14 protein-coding genes and 1 pseudogene are annotated in these 18,339 nt (G+C 63.4%); 7 read left to right on the forward strand and 8 right to left on the reverse strand.

Translation table 11 applies throughout. The features are described from left to right. Positions 1–55: 55 nt before the first annotated feature. From murJ to JFC09_RS01475, 6 genes and pseudogenes are all read left to right on the forward strand, one after another. Positions 56–1,705 carry a murein biosynthesis integral membrane protein MurJ gene (gene murJ / locus JFC09_RS01455; RefSeq protein ID WP_198392204.1) on the forward strand — a complete coding sequence of 550 codons (1,650 nt, stop codon included), beginning with the start codon at positions 56–58 and terminating at the stop codon, positions 1,703–1,705. Positions 1,706–1,873: 168 nt separating this feature from the next. After that, positions 1,874–4,654 carry a protein kinase family protein gene (locus JFC09_RS01460; RefSeq protein WP_198392205.1) on the forward strand — a complete coding sequence of 927 codons (2,781 nt, stop codon included), beginning with the start codon at positions 1,874–1,876 and terminating at the stop codon, positions 4,652–4,654. Between the two features lie 98 nt (positions 4,655–4,752). Further along, positions 4,753–5,733, forward strand: coding sequence for a thioredoxin-disulfide reductase (trxB, locus tag JFC09_RS01465; RefSeq protein WP_198392206.1), 981 nt, complete (start codon positions 4,753–4,755; stop codon positions 5,731–5,733). A 72-nt stretch (positions 5,734–5,805) separates the two neighbouring features. Further along, on the forward strand, positions 5,806–6,126 hold the full coding sequence (trxA, locus tag JFC09_RS01470) for a thioredoxin (protein WP_198392207.1): 321 nt from the start codon (positions 5,806–5,808) through the stop codon (positions 6,124–6,126). A 118-nt stretch (positions 6,127–6,244) separates the two neighbouring features. Further along, positions 6,245–6,439: pseudogene (locus tag JFC09_RS16805) on the forward strand (peptidoglycan-binding protein); the annotation flags it as partial. 87 nt (positions 6,440–6,526) lie between these two features. Beyond that, a complete protein-coding gene (locus tag JFC09_RS01475; RefSeq protein ID WP_332839642.1) occupies positions 6,527–7,387 on the forward strand; it encodes an N-acetylmuramoyl-L-alanine amidase in 861 nt (286 codons plus the stop codon). Positions 7,388–9,469: 2,082 nt separating this feature from the next. Here JFC09_RS01475 and JFC09_RS16810 read toward each other — a convergent pair. The 8 genes from JFC09_RS16810 to rpmH form a co-directional block, all read right to left on the reverse strand. Continuing rightward, the gene (locus JFC09_RS16810; RefSeq protein ID WP_198392209.1) at positions 9,470–11,269 is read right to left on the reverse strand and encodes a ParB/RepB/Spo0J family partition protein; all 1,800 of its coding nucleotides are present in this window, start codon (positions 11,267–11,269) and stop codon (positions 9,470–9,472) included. Next, positions 11,262–12,158: a ParA family protein gene (locus JFC09_RS01485; RefSeq protein ID WP_198392210.1), complete on the reverse strand. Its 897-nt coding sequence runs from the start codon at positions 12,156–12,158 to the stop codon at positions 11,262–11,264. Before JFC09_RS01485 ends, JFC09_RS16810 begins: the two co-directional genes overlap by 8 nt. Before the next feature lie 223 nt (positions 12,159–12,381). Next, the gene (gene rsmG / locus JFC09_RS01490; protein WP_198392752.1) at positions 12,382–13,044 is read right to left on the reverse strand and encodes a 16S rRNA (guanine(527)-N(7))-methyltransferase RsmG; all 663 of its coding nucleotides are present in this window, start codon (positions 13,042–13,044) and stop codon (positions 12,382–12,384) included. Positions 13,045–13,055: 11 nt separating this feature from the next. After that, positions 13,056–13,685: a Jag family protein gene (locus tag JFC09_RS01495; protein WP_198392211.1), complete on the reverse strand. Its 630-nt coding sequence runs from the start codon at positions 13,683–13,685 to the stop codon at positions 13,056–13,058. A 49-nt stretch (positions 13,686–13,734) separates the two neighbouring features. Then, positions 13,735–14,718 (reverse strand): membrane protein insertase YidC, encoded by a 984-nt coding sequence (yidC, locus tag JFC09_RS01500; RefSeq protein ID WP_198392212.1) that lies wholly within the window; start codon positions 14,716–14,718, stop codon positions 13,735–13,737. 52 nt (positions 14,719–14,770) lie between these two features. Further along, positions 14,771–15,145: a membrane protein insertion efficiency factor YidD gene (gene yidD / locus JFC09_RS01505; RefSeq protein WP_198392213.1), complete on the reverse strand. Its 375-nt coding sequence runs from the start codon at positions 15,143–15,145 to the stop codon at positions 14,771–14,773. After that, positions 15,132–15,506 carry a ribonuclease P protein component gene (gene rnpA, locus JFC09_RS01510; protein WP_198392214.1) on the reverse strand — a complete coding sequence of 125 codons (375 nt, stop codon included), beginning with the start codon at positions 15,504–15,506 and terminating at the stop codon, positions 15,132–15,134. The genes yidD and rnpA overlap by 14 nt, the downstream gene beginning before the upstream one ends. A 24-nt stretch (positions 15,507–15,530) precedes the next feature. Further along, complete coding sequence (gene rpmH, locus JFC09_RS01515; protein WP_198392215.1) at positions 15,531–15,668, reverse strand: 50S ribosomal protein L34; 138 nt, start codon at positions 15,666–15,668, stop codon at positions 15,531–15,533. 556 nt (positions 15,669–16,224) lie between these two features. Here rpmH and dnaA point away from each other — a divergent pair. Then, entirely contained in the window at positions 16,225–17,991 is a 1,767-nt protein-coding gene (dnaA, locus tag JFC09_RS01520) for a chromosomal replication initiator protein DnaA (protein WP_332839606.1), read from the forward strand. Positions 17,992–18,339: the final 348 nt, after the last annotated feature.

The following is an 18,339-nucleotide window of genomic DNA, read 5'->3' on the forward strand; positions in this document are numbered from 1 at the left end:
GCCCGTCCGGACCTTCGACTCTGCTCAGACCTGCACCCCATGCGGAAGGACGTCAGTGGCCGCCAGGCTCTCATCCCTCGCCCGATCCTCTGCGGTCATGACCGCGGGCACCCTCATCTCGCGCATCCTCGGCTTCGTCAAGGCGACGCTGCTGGCCACCGCGATCGGTGTCACGGTGGGCGGCGCGGCAGACGCCTTCGACGTCGCCAACAAGGTCCCGAACAACCTCTACATGCTGCTGGCCGGCGGTGTGCTCAACGCGGTGCTGGTCCCGCAGATCATTCGCGCGGCAAAACGGCCGGACGGGGGGCAGGACTTCGTCAACCGGCTCCTCACCCTCGCGGTCATGGTGCTGGCGGGGGTCACCGTCCTCGCCACCCTCGCGGCCCCGCTGCTGGTCCGGCTGTACTCGTCACCCGCCTGGAGCGAGGACAAGCGGGCACTCGCGATCGCGTTCGCGTACTGGTGCCTGCCCCAGATCTTCTTCTACGGGCTCTACACGATGCTCGGGCAGGTGCTCAACGCCCACTCGAACTTCGGTCCCTACATGTGGGCACCCGTCCTCAACAACGTCGTCGCGATCGCGGGACTGGGCGCCTTCATCGCACTGTTCGGCGCTGGCGGCGTCCAGAACGCCGTCGGCACCTGGGACGTCACGAAGATCGCGGTGCTCGCGGGCACCGCAACACTGGGCGTCGTCGCGCAGGCGTTCATCCTGCTGTGGCCCCTCCGGCGGATCGGATTCCGCTTCCGTCCGACCTTCGGCTTCCGCGGGGTGGGACTGGGGACCGCGGGAGGCATCGCCACCTGGACGTTCAGCGCGGTCCTCGTCGGCCAGCTGGGCTTCATCGTCACGTCCCGCGTCGCGGCGTCGGCCTCGTCGGAATCGGGTGAGCCGCAGGCATCGCTCGCGGCGTACACACTCGCCTACCTCATCTTCATGCTGCCGCACTCGCTCATCGCGGTATCGCTCGCGACGGCTCTCTTCACGTCGCTCAGCACCTACGCCGCGGACGACGACACGGCCTCCGTCCGGTCCTCGCTGGGTCTGGGACTGCGACTCGTCGGACTCGTGAACGTGTTCGCAACCGCAGTCCTCATCACCCTGTCAACGCCGGCGGCGATGCTGATCGGCGGTGCCCTGGATGCCGAGAGCGGCCTCGACCCCCTCGACCAGGCCCGTGCGATCGGTCCGGTCATCGCGACGATGGTGGCCGGCCTGGTGCCGTTCAGCGCGAACTACCTCCTCCAGCGCGTCTACTACGCGTACGAGGACGCGAAGACCCCGTTCTGGGTGCAGGTCCCACAGGTCGTCCTCACCGCGATCGGGGTGGTGGCGTCCGGGACGCTGCTGCCGGGAGCCTGGATCGTCGCGGGCATCGGCGCGTCGATGAGCATCGGGTACGTCTTCGCCGCACTCGTGTCCGCGTTCCTGCTGCGGCGGAAGCTGGCGCGGCTGGGTGCGAAGGACCTCATCGTGTCGCATCTGAAGTTCACCGTTGCCGCACTCGTGTCTGCCGGGGTGGGAGCGGTGGGCATGCACTACCTCGACGACGGCCTCTATTCGAGCAGGCTCGGCGCGTTCGTCGTCTGCGCGGTCGGTGGCTCCATCATGCTCGCGGTGTACCTGGGCGTCTGCTACGTCCTCCGGGTGCGCGAGCTGCACCAGACGATCGCGACCGTCCGCACGAAGATCGGACTCTGAACCGCCACAGACCCCCGTCCTGAGGCCGGCTCGTTTCACACCTGAGATCCACTCGTGGCGGATTCGTGACATCGAGCTCCCAGACGACGCACATCGGTCGGGATAAACTGTGGGGACGCCTGTGATGATCGCCCATCGCGGCGAGAGCTTTTTTCGGGAGGACATCAGGTGCGGATCGAGCGCGGTACTGTCATTGCCGACAGGTACGTCGTCTCCGCTATCGAAAAGCCCTGGCTCGCCGATGCACCCGACGCGGGTGTCGTATGCCTGGCGCTCGATGCGATTCTCGACGTCCCCGTCATCCTCTACGCCGCTGATGAAGACCTCGCCGGTGATCTCAAGGACGCCGGCAGACGACTCGCCCTCGTCAACGATCCTCGTGTTCCGTCCGTCCTCGACGTGGGGGCCGCGGAACTCGAAGAGGACCGGTCGATCGTCTACGTCGTGTGCGAGCGGACCGCCGCCACGTCGTTGGCAGAAGTCCTGTCAGCCGGCCCGATCGGTCCGGAGGAAGCACGTGCGATCACGGGCGAGGTCTCCGAAGTCCTGGTGCATGCAGGGCGGCGCGGGTTGCACCACCGCTGCCTGGGACCGGAATCGATCGGGATCATGGCGGACGGCGATGTCGTGGTGCACGGCATCGCGATCGACGCGGCACTGTCCGAAGTGGCCCTGGGCCTCGAAGTCCAGACCGATACGACGGCGCTGCGCGAAGACGCTCTTGCGGTCGTCGACATCCTCTACGCCTGCCTGTCAGGACAGTGGCCCAAGCCGGAATCCCGTGCCGGGCTCGCTGCCGCTCCGCGGAAGAACCAGCGTGTCGTCGCGATCGAGGCGTTCCGCAGGGACCTGCCGGAGGACCTCACCGCTTTCCTGACGGGCATCACGTCGAACAGCGACCCCGGTCCCCGTTCTCCGGGCGAGATCGTCCGCTATCTTCGCGAGTGGAAGCGGGACACACTCGCCGACCTCGAGGGTTCCCCACTTCCGGACGAAGAACTCTTCACCACGGAATCATCGCGTGCTGACGACACCGCTGACGAAGACGATCCTGAGGCAGCGGCATCAGCCGCTTCCAGCGGCACTGCCGACGATGCCGTCAGTGGCTCGATCTCCGCAGCGGCCGCGAATACCTCAACGGCTCCGAGCACCGCAGAGCGGGAGCCGACCAGCACCATCAGCACCTCAGCGGGTGCTGGGGCTGTCGGCGCCAAACCGACTGCGAACACCGCGCCCCCTGTGAAGAAGCCCGCGGCGGCGACGAGCACCGGCGCAGCATCGTCGACGATCGGCATGGGCAAGACGGGCGCGCGCCCCACGACGACCCCGGCACGTCCTGTCACCCCGGCCGCTCCACCGCAACGGCAGGCGACGCCGGATCAGATCCAGGCTGCTCTCGCACGCATCGGGATGACCCGACCGGGCACCTCGGGCTACTCCGCCGGCAGGTCGGACGGCGTCGCGACGAAGCTCGATGACCAGCTGCAGATGCGTGAGGCGAGCGTCTTCCCGCTCAGCGCGGACGACCTCGCGTCCTCCGATGTGGAGGAGTGGACGCCCGAACAGACGTATTCCCAGTACGAAGACCTCTCCGCCTGGGAGTACGACAGCAACGTCACTGCTCCCATCGTCGACCGGGACGCTCTGTGGGGCGAATCGGAGGATGTCTCGACCCAGCAGATGCCGATCATCCCTGACCTGTCGGAGTATTCGGGAGGAGCAGACGGTGCCGCCGCGGCGAACGGCGCCGCGTCCGACGACACCGGCGAGGCCCCGGGTGCCACTGCGGACACCGTCACGTCGCCGGCCGTGCAGGACGACTCCGCTTCCGACGACGACAGTTCGTGGTTCCTCGGGGGCGTTTTCACCACCCGTGAGGAAGAAGTCGAACAGCAGCGCGTCGCCTTCGAGCGTGAACGTGCGTTGGAGAGGCGACGGGCGGAGGCTGCTCGACGCCGTGTCCTCGAAGCGGAGGCACGGACGTCACGCCAGCGCGAGACATCGAAGCGAGAAGCGGCGAATCGTGAGGCTGCACAGGGCACCGCGGCCTCCGCTGGAAGCAGTTCTCGGGCGACGACGGCGACGAGGCCCGTGCAGAAGGAGTCCAGCGCAGCGAAAGCGGCTGCGGCCGGTTCCGCCACCGGCGGCGGCTCGTCATCGCAGGGCACGGCGCCCGCAACACCGGCTGTCACGACATCCACGAACGGATCGTCCGCCGCCGCGTCAAGCTCTGGAGGAGCTGCTGCGTCCGCACATGCGACGAGCGGCGGGTCCGCCGCCACCGGATCAGCGGCTGGAGGGGGCTCGTCGCCCGGAAGCGGGCCGGGCACCGGATCCCGCAGCGCCCGGGAGAGGCGCCGCATCACGTTCCTCGTGCTCGCTCTGCTTCTCGTGGTCGCGGTCGTCGTCATCGGGATCTTCGCTTTCGGCGGTTCAGCGGACGACGAGGTTCAACCCGAAGCAGAACCCACACAGGAAGCACCCGTGGACGAGCAGGAGCCATCGGAGGAAGCAGAGCCCGAAGGCCCGGAACCCGTCATCGTGGGGGTCGAGGCGATCGATCCGGAAGGCGACGACGAGGAGAACTCGGACGAGGCGGAGAACGTGCTGCCCGGAGTGCAGGGCGGTTGGCGCAGCGAGAGGTACAACTCCGCGGCCTTCGGCGGTCTCAAGTCGGGGCTGGGCCTGGCCATCGAGCTGGAGGAGGAATCACTCGTCAGTCAGCTGGACCTGCTGGCCCCCGAAGGGACCACTCTCCTCGACGTGCGCGTGGGAGACTCCGATGACGTCGACGACGCGACGACTGTGGCGTCGGTGGAGCTCGATGGGAACACCACGGTCGAACTCAATGAGCCGGCCACTGCGCGGTACGTCTTCATCTGGTTCACGGAAGCGACAGCGGAAGGCGACGGGTACCGGGTCATGATCGACGAGGTCGACATCAGCTGAGCAGGGGTCGCCCCACCCCAGGCGATCGAGTCCGGTGGCGGACGTGGAATATCGCAGACGAACATCGTGTTTGCCTGCGTGACAAGTGTAGGAGGGACATGACAACCCATCATCGTCTAGTGATCGTCGGATCCGGACCCGCCGGATACACCGCAGCGATCTACGCCGCTCGAGCGAACCTGGAGCCCGTTGTGATCGCCGGTTCCGTGACCGCCGGCGGAGAACTCATGAATACGACGGACGTGGAGAACTTCCCCGGTTTCCCCGAGGGTGTGCAGGGTCCCGACCTCATGGAGGAGATGCGCAAGCAGGCCGAACGCTTCGGTGCCACCGTCGTGTACGACGACGTCACGGAACTGACGTTCGAGCCGGGAGCGCACTCCCTCGTCACCGGCCTCGGGAGCCGGTACACGGCCGAAGCGGTAATCCTCGCGACGGGTTCTGCCTACCGCGAACTCGGCATCCCGAACGAGAAGGCCCTTTCCGGTCACGGGGTGAGCTGGTGTGCCACCTGCGACGGGTTCTTCTTCCGTGACCATCACATCGCCGTCATCGGCGGTGGCGATTCCGCCATGGAGGAAGCCACGTTCCTCAGCCGCTTCGCGTCGAAGGTCACGGTCGTCCACCGCCGCCAGGAACTGCGCGCGTCGCAGACGATGCAGGATCGGGCGAAGGCCGATCCGAAGATCGAGTTCCTCTTCGACTCGGAGGTGGCCGAAGTCCATGGCGAGGATTCGCTCACAGGGCTGACGATCCGCAACGTCATCACAGGCGAGACGAGCGAACTTCCCGTCACGGGCATGTTCGTGGCGATCGGATCCGATCCGCGCACCTCACTCTTCGCGGATGCCCTCACGATCCGCGACGACGGGTACCTCCACGTCGAGGGACGCGGCTCCCACACCAGCATGGAGGGCGTCTTCGGAGCTGGCGACCTCATCGACCCCGTCTACCGCCAGGCCATCACCTCTGCCGGCTCCGGCTGCTCCGCTGCACTGGATGCGGAACACTACCTCGCGTCCCGGCCCCAGGCGGCCCCCGCACCCGCGGAGGCCGCGACGGCTCCTGCCAACGCCTGATCCATCACCACCTGGATGATCCACTGACCATCCCGTTCGCCCGGCAAGTGACCGGGCATTGAGGAGGACGATATGTCCCTGGAAGTCACTGACGCGACATTCTCTGACGAGGTCCTGAAGTCCGACAAGCCTGTGCTCGTCGACTTCTGGGCGCCCTGGTGCGGACCGTGCCGGATGGTCTCGCCGATCGTCGACGAGATCGGCGACGAACTCGCTGACCAGCTCAAGGTCGTGAAGGTCAACACCGACGACAACATGCAGACGGCCGGCCAGTACGGCATCACGTCGATTCCGGCTCTGTACGTCTTCAAGGACGGAGAAGTCGTCAAGCAGATCATCGGTGCACGGCCCAAGCCGGCACTGCTGGAGGAGATCCAGCCGCTGTTGGGCTGAACGAGTTTCGTCCTCAGCAAGACATCAGGCGTCCGTTGTACTATCAACGGGCGCCTGATGTGCGAGAGCCGCTGATACCCGTGAGGGAGCGCATTCCACCCCTCCAGAGACGAGATCGATGACACCCCACAACGCCACCTACCAGCTCGGAGCCTCCGACACGGTCCTCCTGACCGTGAAGGCACAGCTCGCTCGCCTGGGATACTCCGTGGGTGATGCCTCCAGCCCTGATTTCGACGCAGCACTGGACGCGACGATTCGACACTTCCAGCAGCGCAGGGGCCTCTTCTCAGACGGGATCCTCGGCCAGCAGACCTTCGACCAGATCGAACTTGCACGCCATCAGTTGGGCGATCGTGTCCTGCGCTTCGACCCCGTGCGGAACTTCCGAGGCGATGATGTGGCAGCGCTGCAGGAGAAGCTGTCCGGCCTGGGACTGTATGCCGCACGGATCGATTTCATCTTCGCCGAGACCACTGACGCCGCTGTGCGCGAGCTGCAGAAGAACCTCGGCCTCAATGTGGACGGCGTCGCCGGCCCCCGCACCCTGCGCGGCCTGGATGCAGTGACACGCGGGAGCGCGTCCGGCAGCATCTTCGCACTCCAAGAGAAGGTGAGGCTGCAATCGTCAGGCCCCTCGCTGGCCGGCCGCACGTTCGTCATCGACGCAGCGCCCCAGTTGCCGATGACTGATGACGCGACGCTCATCGAAACCTACGAATCGCAGTCGAGCGACTATTCGGCCGACATCGCGCAGCGCATCGCTGGACGCCTGGCCGCGGTAGGAGCATCCCCGTTCGTTCTGGACGGCACCAAGCAGGGTGCATCCGACCTCCTCGATTCCCGAGCCTCAACGCTCATCAGCGTGTCGCAGGACATGCACACCAACTCTTCTGCCAACGGGCTCGCCACTTTCTACTTCGGCACCGCGAACGGGCAGCCGTCGCCGGTGGGGAAGCGTTTGGCAGACCTCGTTCAGCGCGAAATCCTGTCACGAACCGACTTCAGGGACTGCGGCACACATGCGCGGTCCTGGAAGTCATTGCATGAATACTCCACGCCCACAGTCCACATTGTCGTGGGGTACATCACACACGAAGGCGATCGCGACCGTCTCCACTCTGCCCGAGTGCGAGATTCGATTGCAGAATCGGTCGCCGTGTCGCTTCAGCGGCTTTATCTGACGGAGGCCGTCGATCCGGACACTGGCGCCGTTGATCTTATCGCCCTCCGTGAGATGCTCGATCGCAAATCGTCGTAATCCTCACCGGCGCTCCGCGTGTTCCACGTGAAACACGCCGTCCGGATCCAAGGCGCTCGGCCTCAATAGTTCCCTCCCACCTATTAGTGTCGCGCGTCTATCAGAGTCTCTCGCGAGAAGAAGACACCAGGTAGCGAGCCACGCAGCGCTTAAGTATCCGCTCTTCTCAGCGTTGAAAGCACGACGGCTCCGCTCAACGTGTACACCAGCAGACAGCAATCATTACATGGGGGCGGTGGCGGAGCGTGCAGCTCGCATACTCCTCGAGCCGCCACCGGTCGAGCGAACGCTCCCGGCCAAAGTTTCACGTGGAACACAGACAGCAGCATTTCAGCACCGTCGCGTTGCTGAACGTGCCACGGCCAACGCGACACGAAGAGCCACCCAACGCGATAGCCAACGGATTGCAGCTTCGATCGTCAGGTGTGCGGGATCCACTACGTGCGACGCACTCAGTCAAGCGTCGACCTGAACAAACCAATACCTGGGTGATTGAAGCACGGTGTGTCAAAGAGCTCGACGTCGCGTTCCATGTGGGACTCGATGTTTCACGTGAAACTCAATGCGCCTATGAAGTAGTTCGCGAGTCAAACCGCCGACGAGTGATATCGATGTCTCCAATGCGCCCAGCTTAGAGGATTTGAAGTCCACTCAGCTCTCAACGCGCGAGAATGCCGGATCGAGATTGCGGTAGGAGAGAGCTGTACACACCGCTGAAAGAGAAGCTCAAAGATCCCTAACGGGCTTCTGCGACAGTGGCATAGACTTCCGGTCGACAGATTCGACGGTAAGAGCGGACACCGGTGCCGGGCCGTGTATAGCCTTTAGCCACTTACACTCAGAAGCACGCACGTCCGGAAAAAAGAATACTGAAGACGTCATTGAGCCGTCCGGAGGCGATGTTTTACGTGAAACCCGGGGTAGATGTTTCACATGAAACGGTCTGCACGAGCGTAAGCGTCTCCTTGGGTGACAAGCGTTCACACGATGGCGGCGCCGCATAACCCATCTACTTTCCCCGTCGCGACAGCGCAACAGTCCCCATCCAAAATCACACGATCGGCAACGGCAACACGAGGCGGGCCACGTCGTTCGGACCGCACAAGGACCCCACCGCGGGCGCCTCGAGAAAACCAGCCGGTCACCATCACCATGGCAGCTGACGTATTCGCCCGTGCCGGTGGCCATCGCAGACCCTTCATGGGAACTTGTTTACTATGTTTCACGTGAAACGCCTTCCGAGCACATGCTTGTTGCGGGAACAACGCCGGGGGAAGACGAAGGGCCGTACCAATCGGTCTGTATCGTAGGAGACTAGTCGGGACGCGGGCTTGGTTCACCGTACCTATGGTTGACCAAACACCACGCGGCAAGCCAACTTTGCAGTACTCTCTCAGTGACGCCTTCAACGCCCGTCTATCAAAACACGCGTTTCAACTAAGTACTAAAAACCCTCGACGTACCTTTGATCTTCTTGTTTCACGTGAAACACCACTCGAGCGTTGCGCTCGCGGACCGAATAATCCGGCGACGCGCGTTCTGCTCTTCAACCGGCGACGACCGGGCTTTACCGATGGCGAGCCCTACAGACGACTCGTGAAATTCTGGCGAAAAGCAGGTCGAAGGGTTTTGAACCCCTGATTGTTTCACGTGAAACGAGCGTACTCGGGGGCAGAATATGTTCCTCCATCTCCCGGGGGCCCCAACACAACGGGTACTCCGGACACACATGTGGCGATCGGTGCTCTCACTAGGCTTACCCACAGTGCCGGTGTCATGCAGCAAACGATTTCTTACAGATGCGATTGTCCGTGGTCTACACGATCCCCAGGCCCTTCAATAAGCATGCTATGGAACAGAGGGAGAATGTTTCATGTGAAACACACGAACCGTGCGCGTGGGGAAGCCTCGTCCTCAGGACGAAGAACTATCTGCGTCCCAACGTCCAAGCGTCGTCCTCGGCAACAGGAAGCATTGCAAACCGACTGTGATATTCGCGAGAGGGACGCTGTTCAGCTGATGGAGCCAAAGAAAAAGGCGGCTATCGACGTTTTGTCGATAGCCGCCTTACCGCGAGCGGTGCTACTCAGGCTGTGATGAAGAATCGAGGCCAAGCAGCATGAGAATCCGTGACAGATCATCACCGTTCGCAAACTCGACAGACAGCTTGCCCTTACGTTTGCCCATCACGACGTTCACCCGTGTGTCCAGGCGATCACCGAGGGAACGAGCCAGCTCAGCTAATTCTGGGTGCGTGTCCCGTGTTCCACGTGAAACGGTCACGCGGTCGCCGCGGTTCAGAAGAATGACCGCTTCTTCCGTGGCCCTTACCGACAAACCCTCCGCCACGACTCTTTGCGCGAGCACTTCCATATTTGCACCGTCACTCAATCCCAGAAGAGCACGGGCATGTCCGCTGGACAGAACACCAGCCGCCACACGTCTCTGAACCATCGCGGGAAGCCTCAGAAGTCGGATCGTGTTCGAGATTTGAGGACGAGAGCGTCCGATACGAGCGGACAGCTCCTCCTGAGTGCAGTTGAAATCTTCAAGGAGCTGAGCGTACGCGGCTGCCTCTTCCAGCGGGTTCAGGTCTACACGATGAAGGTTCTCGAGGAGCGCGTCTCGAAGAAGATCATCGTCGGCGGTAGCACGGACGATCGCGGGAATGGTCTTCTTGCCGGCCTCCTTAGAGGCTCGGAAGCGACGCTCACCCATGATCAGTTCGTAATGACCCGGCAGTTCCGGCCGCCGGCGCACCACAACCGGTTGCAGGACGCCGATCTCTCTGATGCTGGTGATGAGTTCGTCGAGGGCGTCCTCGTCGAAGACATCACGCGGCTGACGGGGATTCGGACGGATCAGATCAAGATCGATCTCTCCGAACGTCGTCCCCGGCACAGGAACCAGATCGTCGAAGCCATCGTCTTCATCAGTTTCACGTGAAACGGCGGTCTGGGAGGCTTCAGCTCCTTCCGGAGCGGGACCCCCGGACTCCGTCGACGCAGTATCGCCGCTTTGGAGATCGCGAACTGCTACACCTGCAGCGGGTTCTGACGAGGAGTGGGTCTGCACGGTTTCACGTGAAACGTAGACCCCGTCGACGCTTGGCTCGGTGGCTTCTTCAGTACCGGACCGCTCCTCGTTTACCGGCGGCGCCGCTACTTCTTTGTTTGAATTATTATTCGTATCTTGATCGTCTTTATGTTCGGTTGTTGCGTCGGACGAGTGATCGTTCGACAGATCAGCAGTAGGATCACGGGTAAGACCATCAGATTCAGCGACAACGCTGCTACCGGCAGCGCCGACAGGTTCCGCATTCCCTGTTGAAGAATCCTTCGCATTCGAAGGCTCGCCATCAGGAGCTCGACTCGCTGCCTTCGATCCGGCCGGCTTCTTCGTGGCGGCAACCTTGCCGCCCGCGCCGCTGCTGGCAGGGGACTTGCTGGCTGTGGACTTCGTGCCAGTGGCCGTGCTGGAGGTGGTCTTGCTGCCGGTGGTCTTGTTGGCCGTCGACTTGTTGGCCGTCGACTTGCTGGCTGTGGACTTACCAGCAGTGGTCTTACCAGCCGTTGCCTTGCTACCGGCCTTCCCGGTAGTGGTCTTTTCGGCAGTGGTCTCCGTGGCCGCCGTTGTCGTTGCCGACCCGGTCGATCGGGTGGTGCGCTTCGTCGCAGCAGAGCGACGCCCTGCCTGTGCACGCCTCATCGACTCTGCTGGATCGGACGAGCGACGTTCCTTCGCTGTTTCCTCAGGCCCGTCTACAGCGGCATCGGTCGAACGCTCGCCGCGAGGGAAGAAGACATCGGATGGCCGGCCGGGTTCCTGGCTGGGGATGAGTGAGCCCAAACCCCTGCCCAGTCCACGACGCTTCTCAGCCATTCCTGACTCCTCTCACAGAGATCTCCTCAGCCGCCTCGCGGTACGACAGTGCACCGGAGGAATTCGGTTCGTATGCGATGACGGTCTTCCCGTAGCTGGGTGCCTCAGAGATCCTCACCGACCGGGGGATCACGGTGTCCAGTACCTGGTGAGCGAAATGGGTGCGCACTTCCTCAGCGACCTGGGCACTCAACCGCGTACGTCCGTCGTACATGGTGAGCAGCACCGTCGAGATCCACAACTCCGGATTCAAGTGCTCCTGGATCATCTGAATGCTCTTGAGCAGCTGGCTGACACCTTCCAATGCGTAGTACTCGCACTGGATCGGGATGAAGACCTCCTGCGCAGCGACGAACGCATTCACTGTCAGAAGGCCCAAGCTGGGCGGGCAATCGATGAGTACGTAGTCCACACGGCGTCCGGCGGCATCCCGCGCTTCCAGATACTTCGTCAGCGCACGGTGCAGCCTCATCTCCCTTGCGACCTTCGAGACGAGATCGATCTCCGCACCCGCCAGATCGATCGTCGCAGGCACACAGGTGAGGGATTCGAACTCCGGAGACTGCTTCACGACATCCGCGATGTCGTAATCGTCGATGAGGACCTCGTAGATCCCGTCCACACCCACCGAATGGTCAATGCTCAAGGCAGTACTGGCGTTTCCCTGGGGATCGATATCCACGACCAGGACTTCCAGCCCGTGCGAAGCCAACGACGCTGCGATGTTGACGGTTGTCGTCGTCTTGCCGACGCCACCCTTCTGGTTCGCAACCGTCAGGATTCGCGTGTGTTCGGGCTTGGGAAAGGAAGTCGACGCAAGTCGCTCCGCACGTCGATGATCACGTGCGATCTGAGCTCCGAGCGGAGTCGACTCGTCCATAAGAGGCATGTGGATCACTCCGCGTTCGCTAAAGCAGGGTACGTCGTCATTCTACGTCGAGCCACGGACTTAGAGGCGCAGGACGTGCGCGTGAAGGGGTCCGTCTCATACCAGCACACTGGCCGCCACGTCACCCGGCCAGCGTTTCACGTGAAACAAGCGGCGGGCGCTGATCCCTGTCAGCACCCACCTATAGAACTCACGTTCTATTTGTGGTGCTGACGGTCGAGACTCATCGCCGCTGCAGCTCCACCACGGTCGTTGGTGTCTCGATCATTCCCTCGCCCAGAGAATGAAGAGTCGGGCCCACGAGCTTGCGCTTGCGGATCAGGCGCGCGGCCTTATCGAGCTCTCCCTGGACCGACGCCCCCTTGATGGCAAGGATCCGTCCCTCCGGCCCCAGAACAGGCACCGACCATTCGATGAGAGTCGTCATCGCCTTCACCGCACGCGCCGTCACGACGGTGAAGATTTCCTCGTCGACGAGGTCTTCGACACGTGCGCGTACGATGCGCACGTTCTCCAGCCCCAGGTCGTCCACGACCATGCGCAGCCACTCGACCCGGCGCTCCATGATCTCGATGAGCACGATCCGGGTGTCGGGTCGCGCGATCGCCCACGGGATACCGGGCAGCCCCGCACCGGAACCGATGTCGCCGACCACGTCGCCCTCTTCGAGCAGAGACGCGGCGACAGCGCAGTTGATGATGTGGCGGCTCCACAGGCGCGGGAGTTCTCGAGGACCCAGAAGGCCCCATTCGACTCCCGTCGTGGCCAGATGTTCCGCGTACCTGTCCGCCAGGCGGATGCGATCACCGAACAGCGTCTCTGCGTAATCCGGTCGCTCCTCGATCTGTGCGTCGGGAAGCTCTGCCGCCTCCGATTCGTGAGCCATGTCAGCGTCGCTCACGCAGGATGGACGATCACGTGACGGCGATCGCCTTCGCCTTCGGATTCTGACCGCAGGCCGGCTTTCGCCACAACATCGTGGACGACCTTGCGCTCGAAGCTGTTCATCGGGCGGAGAGCCACGGATTCCTGGTCGCTCTGCACCGATTCCACGGCCTCCTGCGCGACACGGCGCAGCTCGTTCTTCCGCTGGTCCCGGTAGCCGTCGATGTCGAGCATGAGCCAGGACCGCTGTCCAGTCTGTGCCTGCACGGTGAGGCGTGTGAGCTCCTGGAGTGCAGTCAGCACCTGACCGTCACGACCGACGAGGACGCGGAGCCCGTCGCCGCCCTCCTCGTTGACGACGGCAAGCTGCGCCCGACCATCGGCCACGTCGATGTCGATGTCTCCGTCGAGATCCGCGATGTCGAGGAGCTCTTCAAGGTAGTCGGCCGCGATGTCGCCCTCCTCCTCCAGCAGCTCCGTACGGCTGGGGCGCTGACCGCCGGTGTCCCCGGCGTCGGCCGCCCCGCCTGCGGACTCCGCAGCCGTGTCCGCGGACTCCGCTGACAGGTCGGTGTGCTCTGACGCTGCGTCGCTGTCGTTCGGGAGTGAGGAATGCTCAGTCGTATCCGTCGAGTCGCTCATCGTCGTTCCTCCATGTCGTGTCGAATCGCCGCTGCGGATTCGTTCGTCGTCACTTCTTGCGCTTCTTCCGCTTCTTCTTGCGATTGGCGCTGACAGGCTGTGGACGCTGACCGCTGACCTTCTTCTCCGGTTCGGGCTCAGGCGTCTCCGTCTGCTCCTTCATCGCGATGGGCGAAGCACCGGGGAGCGGCGACTTCCCCTTGCGCGCACGGCGCTCCATGAGATCGCGCTCCGCCTGGGAGCCGGGTGTCGGCATGTTGTGGATGATGAACATCTGCTGGAACATGGTCCACGAGTTGGAGACGAGCCAGTACATGAGGACACCCAGCGGGAAGTAGATGCCACCGATGCCGAACACCACGGGCATGAAGTACAGCATCATCTTCTGCTGCTGCATGAACGGGTTGTCCAGAGCCGCTTCGGACATGTTCTTCGTCATCATCTGACGCTGGGTCCAGAACTGGGTGCCCGCCATGATGACGATGAGGATCGCGGTGAGAATCTTCGTCCCGATGTCACCGGTGAGGAACGTCGACGACAGCGGGATACCGAGGACATCGGCACCATCCATCTGCTGCGCCAGCTCCACCGTCATGCCACCCACGGGGCTGATCTCGCCGGAGGCGATCTGAGGAATGTGGTTGATCACCCTGAAGAGGCTCAGGAAGATCGGCATCTGGATGAGCAGCGGCAGACACGAGGCGAACGGGCTGGTGCCGTGCTTCTTGAAGAGCGCCTGCTGCTCCTCGACCATCGCCTGTCGGGAGAACTGGTCCTTCTTGCCCTTGTACTTCTTCTGCAGGCGCTGGAGTTCGGGCTGGATCATCTGCATCTTGCGCTGCGACTTGATCTGACGCACGAACAGCGGCACGAGCGCACCGCGCACGACGATGGTGAGGCCCGCAATCGACAGGACCCACGTCCAACCCAGTGAGGGCTCCATGCCCAAGAAGGTCAGAAGTTCGTGGAACAGCGCGAGGATCCACGCGACCACCCACTGCAAGGGGTAGAGCAGCGTATCGAAGAAGCCCATTCACTCTCCTCGGTCCTGGCACGGTCCCCGCGACCACGACCCTCTGAAGTCTTTACCGCTTATACATTCTGCCATTGTTCGCAGGTCCGCCCTGCGCCCAGATCTGTGTGCTGCGCCTTTCGAGCACCGATCCCGTCACATGATCAACACCGCCCCGCGAGAACGGGTTGCACCGCAGCACACGCCAGCCCGCCATGAGCGTCCCGCGCAGGGCGCCCTTCACCTCGTAGGCGTCCAGCGCATACTTCGAGCAGCTGGGGTAGTACCTGCAGACATCCCCGTAGAGCGGGGAGATGATCGTGCGGTACAGCTTCATGAACCAGACGAACGGCATCCGCGGCGCGATGCGCAGCACATGAACAGCACGTGCGCGGCGCCCGGTCGGCCATGCCGGCAGTGACGATTCAGTGTCCTCACCGGCGCGCATCAGCAGCCTCGTCCCGCTTGCGCTGGCGGCGCTCCGCTGCGCGCAGCGCACGGTCCAGCGACCGGGTGAGCGCAGAGAAGTCCGCTTCCGCGGATGCCGGCAGCGCCCGGATGACGAGCAGATCGCCCGCTTCCAGTTCCGGCACGTGCTGTGCAGCCCAGGCGCGGGCGCGCCGCTTCACACGATTCCGTGTCACAGCGTTCCCCACAGCTTTGGAAACGACGAATCCCACGCGCGGAGCGTGGGATTCGCGGGTGCGCGCCAGGTGAGCCAGGGCATGACCGCTGGTCCCCTTCACGCCTGCCCGGAAGGCAGTGCGGAAGTCGACCGACGTACGGAGCCTGTTGTCACGAGGCAACACGAGGGTGACGCCTCAGCCTGATGATCAGGCGGACAGAGCGCGGCGTCCCTTGCGGCGGCGCGATGCGAGGATCGCACGGCCGGCACGGGTGCTCATGCGCTGGCGGAAGCCATGCGTCTTGGCGCGCTTGCGGTTGTTCGGCTGAAAAGTATGCTTGCTCACTTCTTACTCCATCGATCGTCGCCAGACACAGCTGACGTGCGGTTCCACTTGAGGCGGGATGCAGGCCGAATCCTTCGCGCTGATGAGATCTGCGCACTGACGAGTCGTCCGGCCGCCCACTCCTGCGTCGAGGGGAACACGGGGAAGTGCGCACACACCGGGGTTTAGACCCGCAACACAGGACACTCCATCGTAGGGGTGTGCTGGTACAGCGGTCAAACCGCCTGTCGAAGGCGACGTTCGGGCGACGGCGACATGTGCAGCGGGCAACGTGGAAGCGAACGTCGGGTCATGTGCTCTCGCACACAAGGTCGACTGATTCGCAGCATCAGCCGCACACAGGGTTGTTCACAGACGCCGTGAACAACCACGTCCACAAACGACACGGGTGTGATTTCCACACGGTTGTCCACCGATGTGGATGAATCCGGGACTCTCGTGGTTCGTATGCACAATCTGTGGAAAACTATGTGGACGTCATCGAGCCCTCCGTCCACACCTGTGGGCGGACCGGGCTGGGGAATCACAAGACGCCATGGACTTCGGAAGGACGAGGGTGGACACCACGCAGAACGATCCTGAGCAGATCTGGACCCAGGTCCTCACCAATCTGCTGAACGATCCCACCATCCTCAACCAGCACAAGGGCTTCCTCGCCGGCACGATGCCGAAGGGCATGATCGGCGATTCCATCTACGTGCTCGCTGTGCCGTCCGAGCTGCACCGCCGGAACCTCGAGACCGATCTGCGAGAGCCACTCGCCCGCGAGATCGGCAGGCTCGTCGGTCATGAGGTCACCCTCGCCATCGCCGTCGGCACCGCACACACGGAAGTCCCCGCCGAACCCGGTCCACCTCCCGCAGAGATCCCTGCCCCAGCTGCGGCGCACCCTGCACACGGTGAGACAACGCACGTGACCGACCCGCAGGAGGCCACCGCATACGGATCGCCCGCGCAGGGATCCGACGGTTCGGACCCCACCGGCTCCGCTCCGGCACACACCGGCGGAGCCACCGGCTTGCCCTCCCCCCTGAGTGGGATCACGGAACCTCCGATGCCCGCGCCCCGGACGGGATCCGCGCCGGCTCCTGTCGCCACCGCGCCGCCATCGCAGCACCCGGCCTCCTCATCGGTCGATCACGGCATCGGCAGCGCACCCCAGCGGTGGGTGACGTCGGAGCACGCGGAGCGCAGCGCCTCGGCGAGGGGGTCATCGGCACCCTTCTCCCACACAGGCACCCCTGCCCCCCACGGACCGGACGGTGAGAGCTCCTCCAGCCTGCTCAACCCCAAGTACACGTTCGACGCATTCGTCGTGGGCGCCTCGAACCGCTTCGCACACGCGGCCGCCTTCGCCGTGGCGGAATCGCCGGCGAAGGCGTACAACCCGCTCTTCATCTACGGCGACTCGGGGCTCGGGAAGACCCACCTGCTCCACGCGATCGGCCACTACTCCCAGCAGCTCTATCCGGAGATCCGGGTGCGCTACGTGTCCAGTGAGGAGTTCGTCAACGACTTCATCAACACGGTGGGATCGCAGACGACGTCGAACACCCTGCGGCCCGCGTTCCAGCGCCGCTACCGCGAAGTCGACATCCTCATGATCGACGACATCCAGTTCCTCCAGGGCAAGGACGCGACGATCGAGGAGTTCTTCCACACATTCAACGCGCTGCACAACGAGGACAAGCAGGTCGTCATCACCGCCGACCACCCTCCGAAGATGCTCAAGGGCTTCGAGGAGCGGCTCCGGTCGCGGTTCGAATGGGGGCTGCTCACCGACGTCCAGCCGCCGGACCTCGAGACACGCTTCGCGATCCTGAGGAACAAGGCGTTCACCGACAAACTCGACGTGCCGTCGGAGGTACTCGAGTACATCGCGAGCAGGGTGTCCTCGAACATCCGCGAACTCGAAGGCGCACTCATCCGCGTCACCGCGTTCGCGAACCTCAACGACCAGGTCATCGACGTGGGCCTGGCGGAGACTGTCCTCAAGGACTTCATCACCCAGGACGACACCCCGGAGATCACCGCCGCGGACATCATGGGGCAGACCGCCGCCTACTTCACCCTGTCCATCGAGGATCTGCAGAGCGGCAGCCGGTCACGCACCCTCACAACCGCTCGTCAGATCGCGATGTACCTCTGCCGCGAACTCACCGATCTCTCCCTGCCGAAGATCGGCCAGGAGTTCGGCGGCCGCGACCACACGACGGTCATGCACGCGAATAAGAAGATCAAGACGCAGATGGCGGAACGACGGGCGCTCTACACTCAGGTCACCGAACTCACGAACCGCATCAAACAACAGCATCGACTATGAAGCGTGTAATACACAGTTGTGGAAAACTCTGTGGGAAACGCCGCTCGGGACGTGGACCGAGCGGGGGACGGTTCCGCGTCGGCCTGGTGATGCCTGTGGGTCACATCGATGTGATTACACAGGCATGCACCGGCGAAGGCTCATGCGTGCACAGTCCGTCCACCAGCGATCGACACCGCCGATGCCCGGTCTCGCAACGATCTCGGGCGTCTGTCCACAGTTTCCACAGTGCCTACTACTGACTACCTATTCAACTCATCGCGATCCATCCTGCTGACCGCCCACTGCACGACAACCCATACACCCATACGAAAAACGCAGGGTCCTGTCTCTGCGAATCTGCACAGC

The organism is Brevibacterium yomogidense (assembly GCF_016107685.1).
Taxonomy (GTDB): domain Bacteria; phylum Actinomycetota; class Actinomycetes; order Actinomycetales; family Brevibacteriaceae; genus Brevibacterium; species Brevibacterium yomogidense.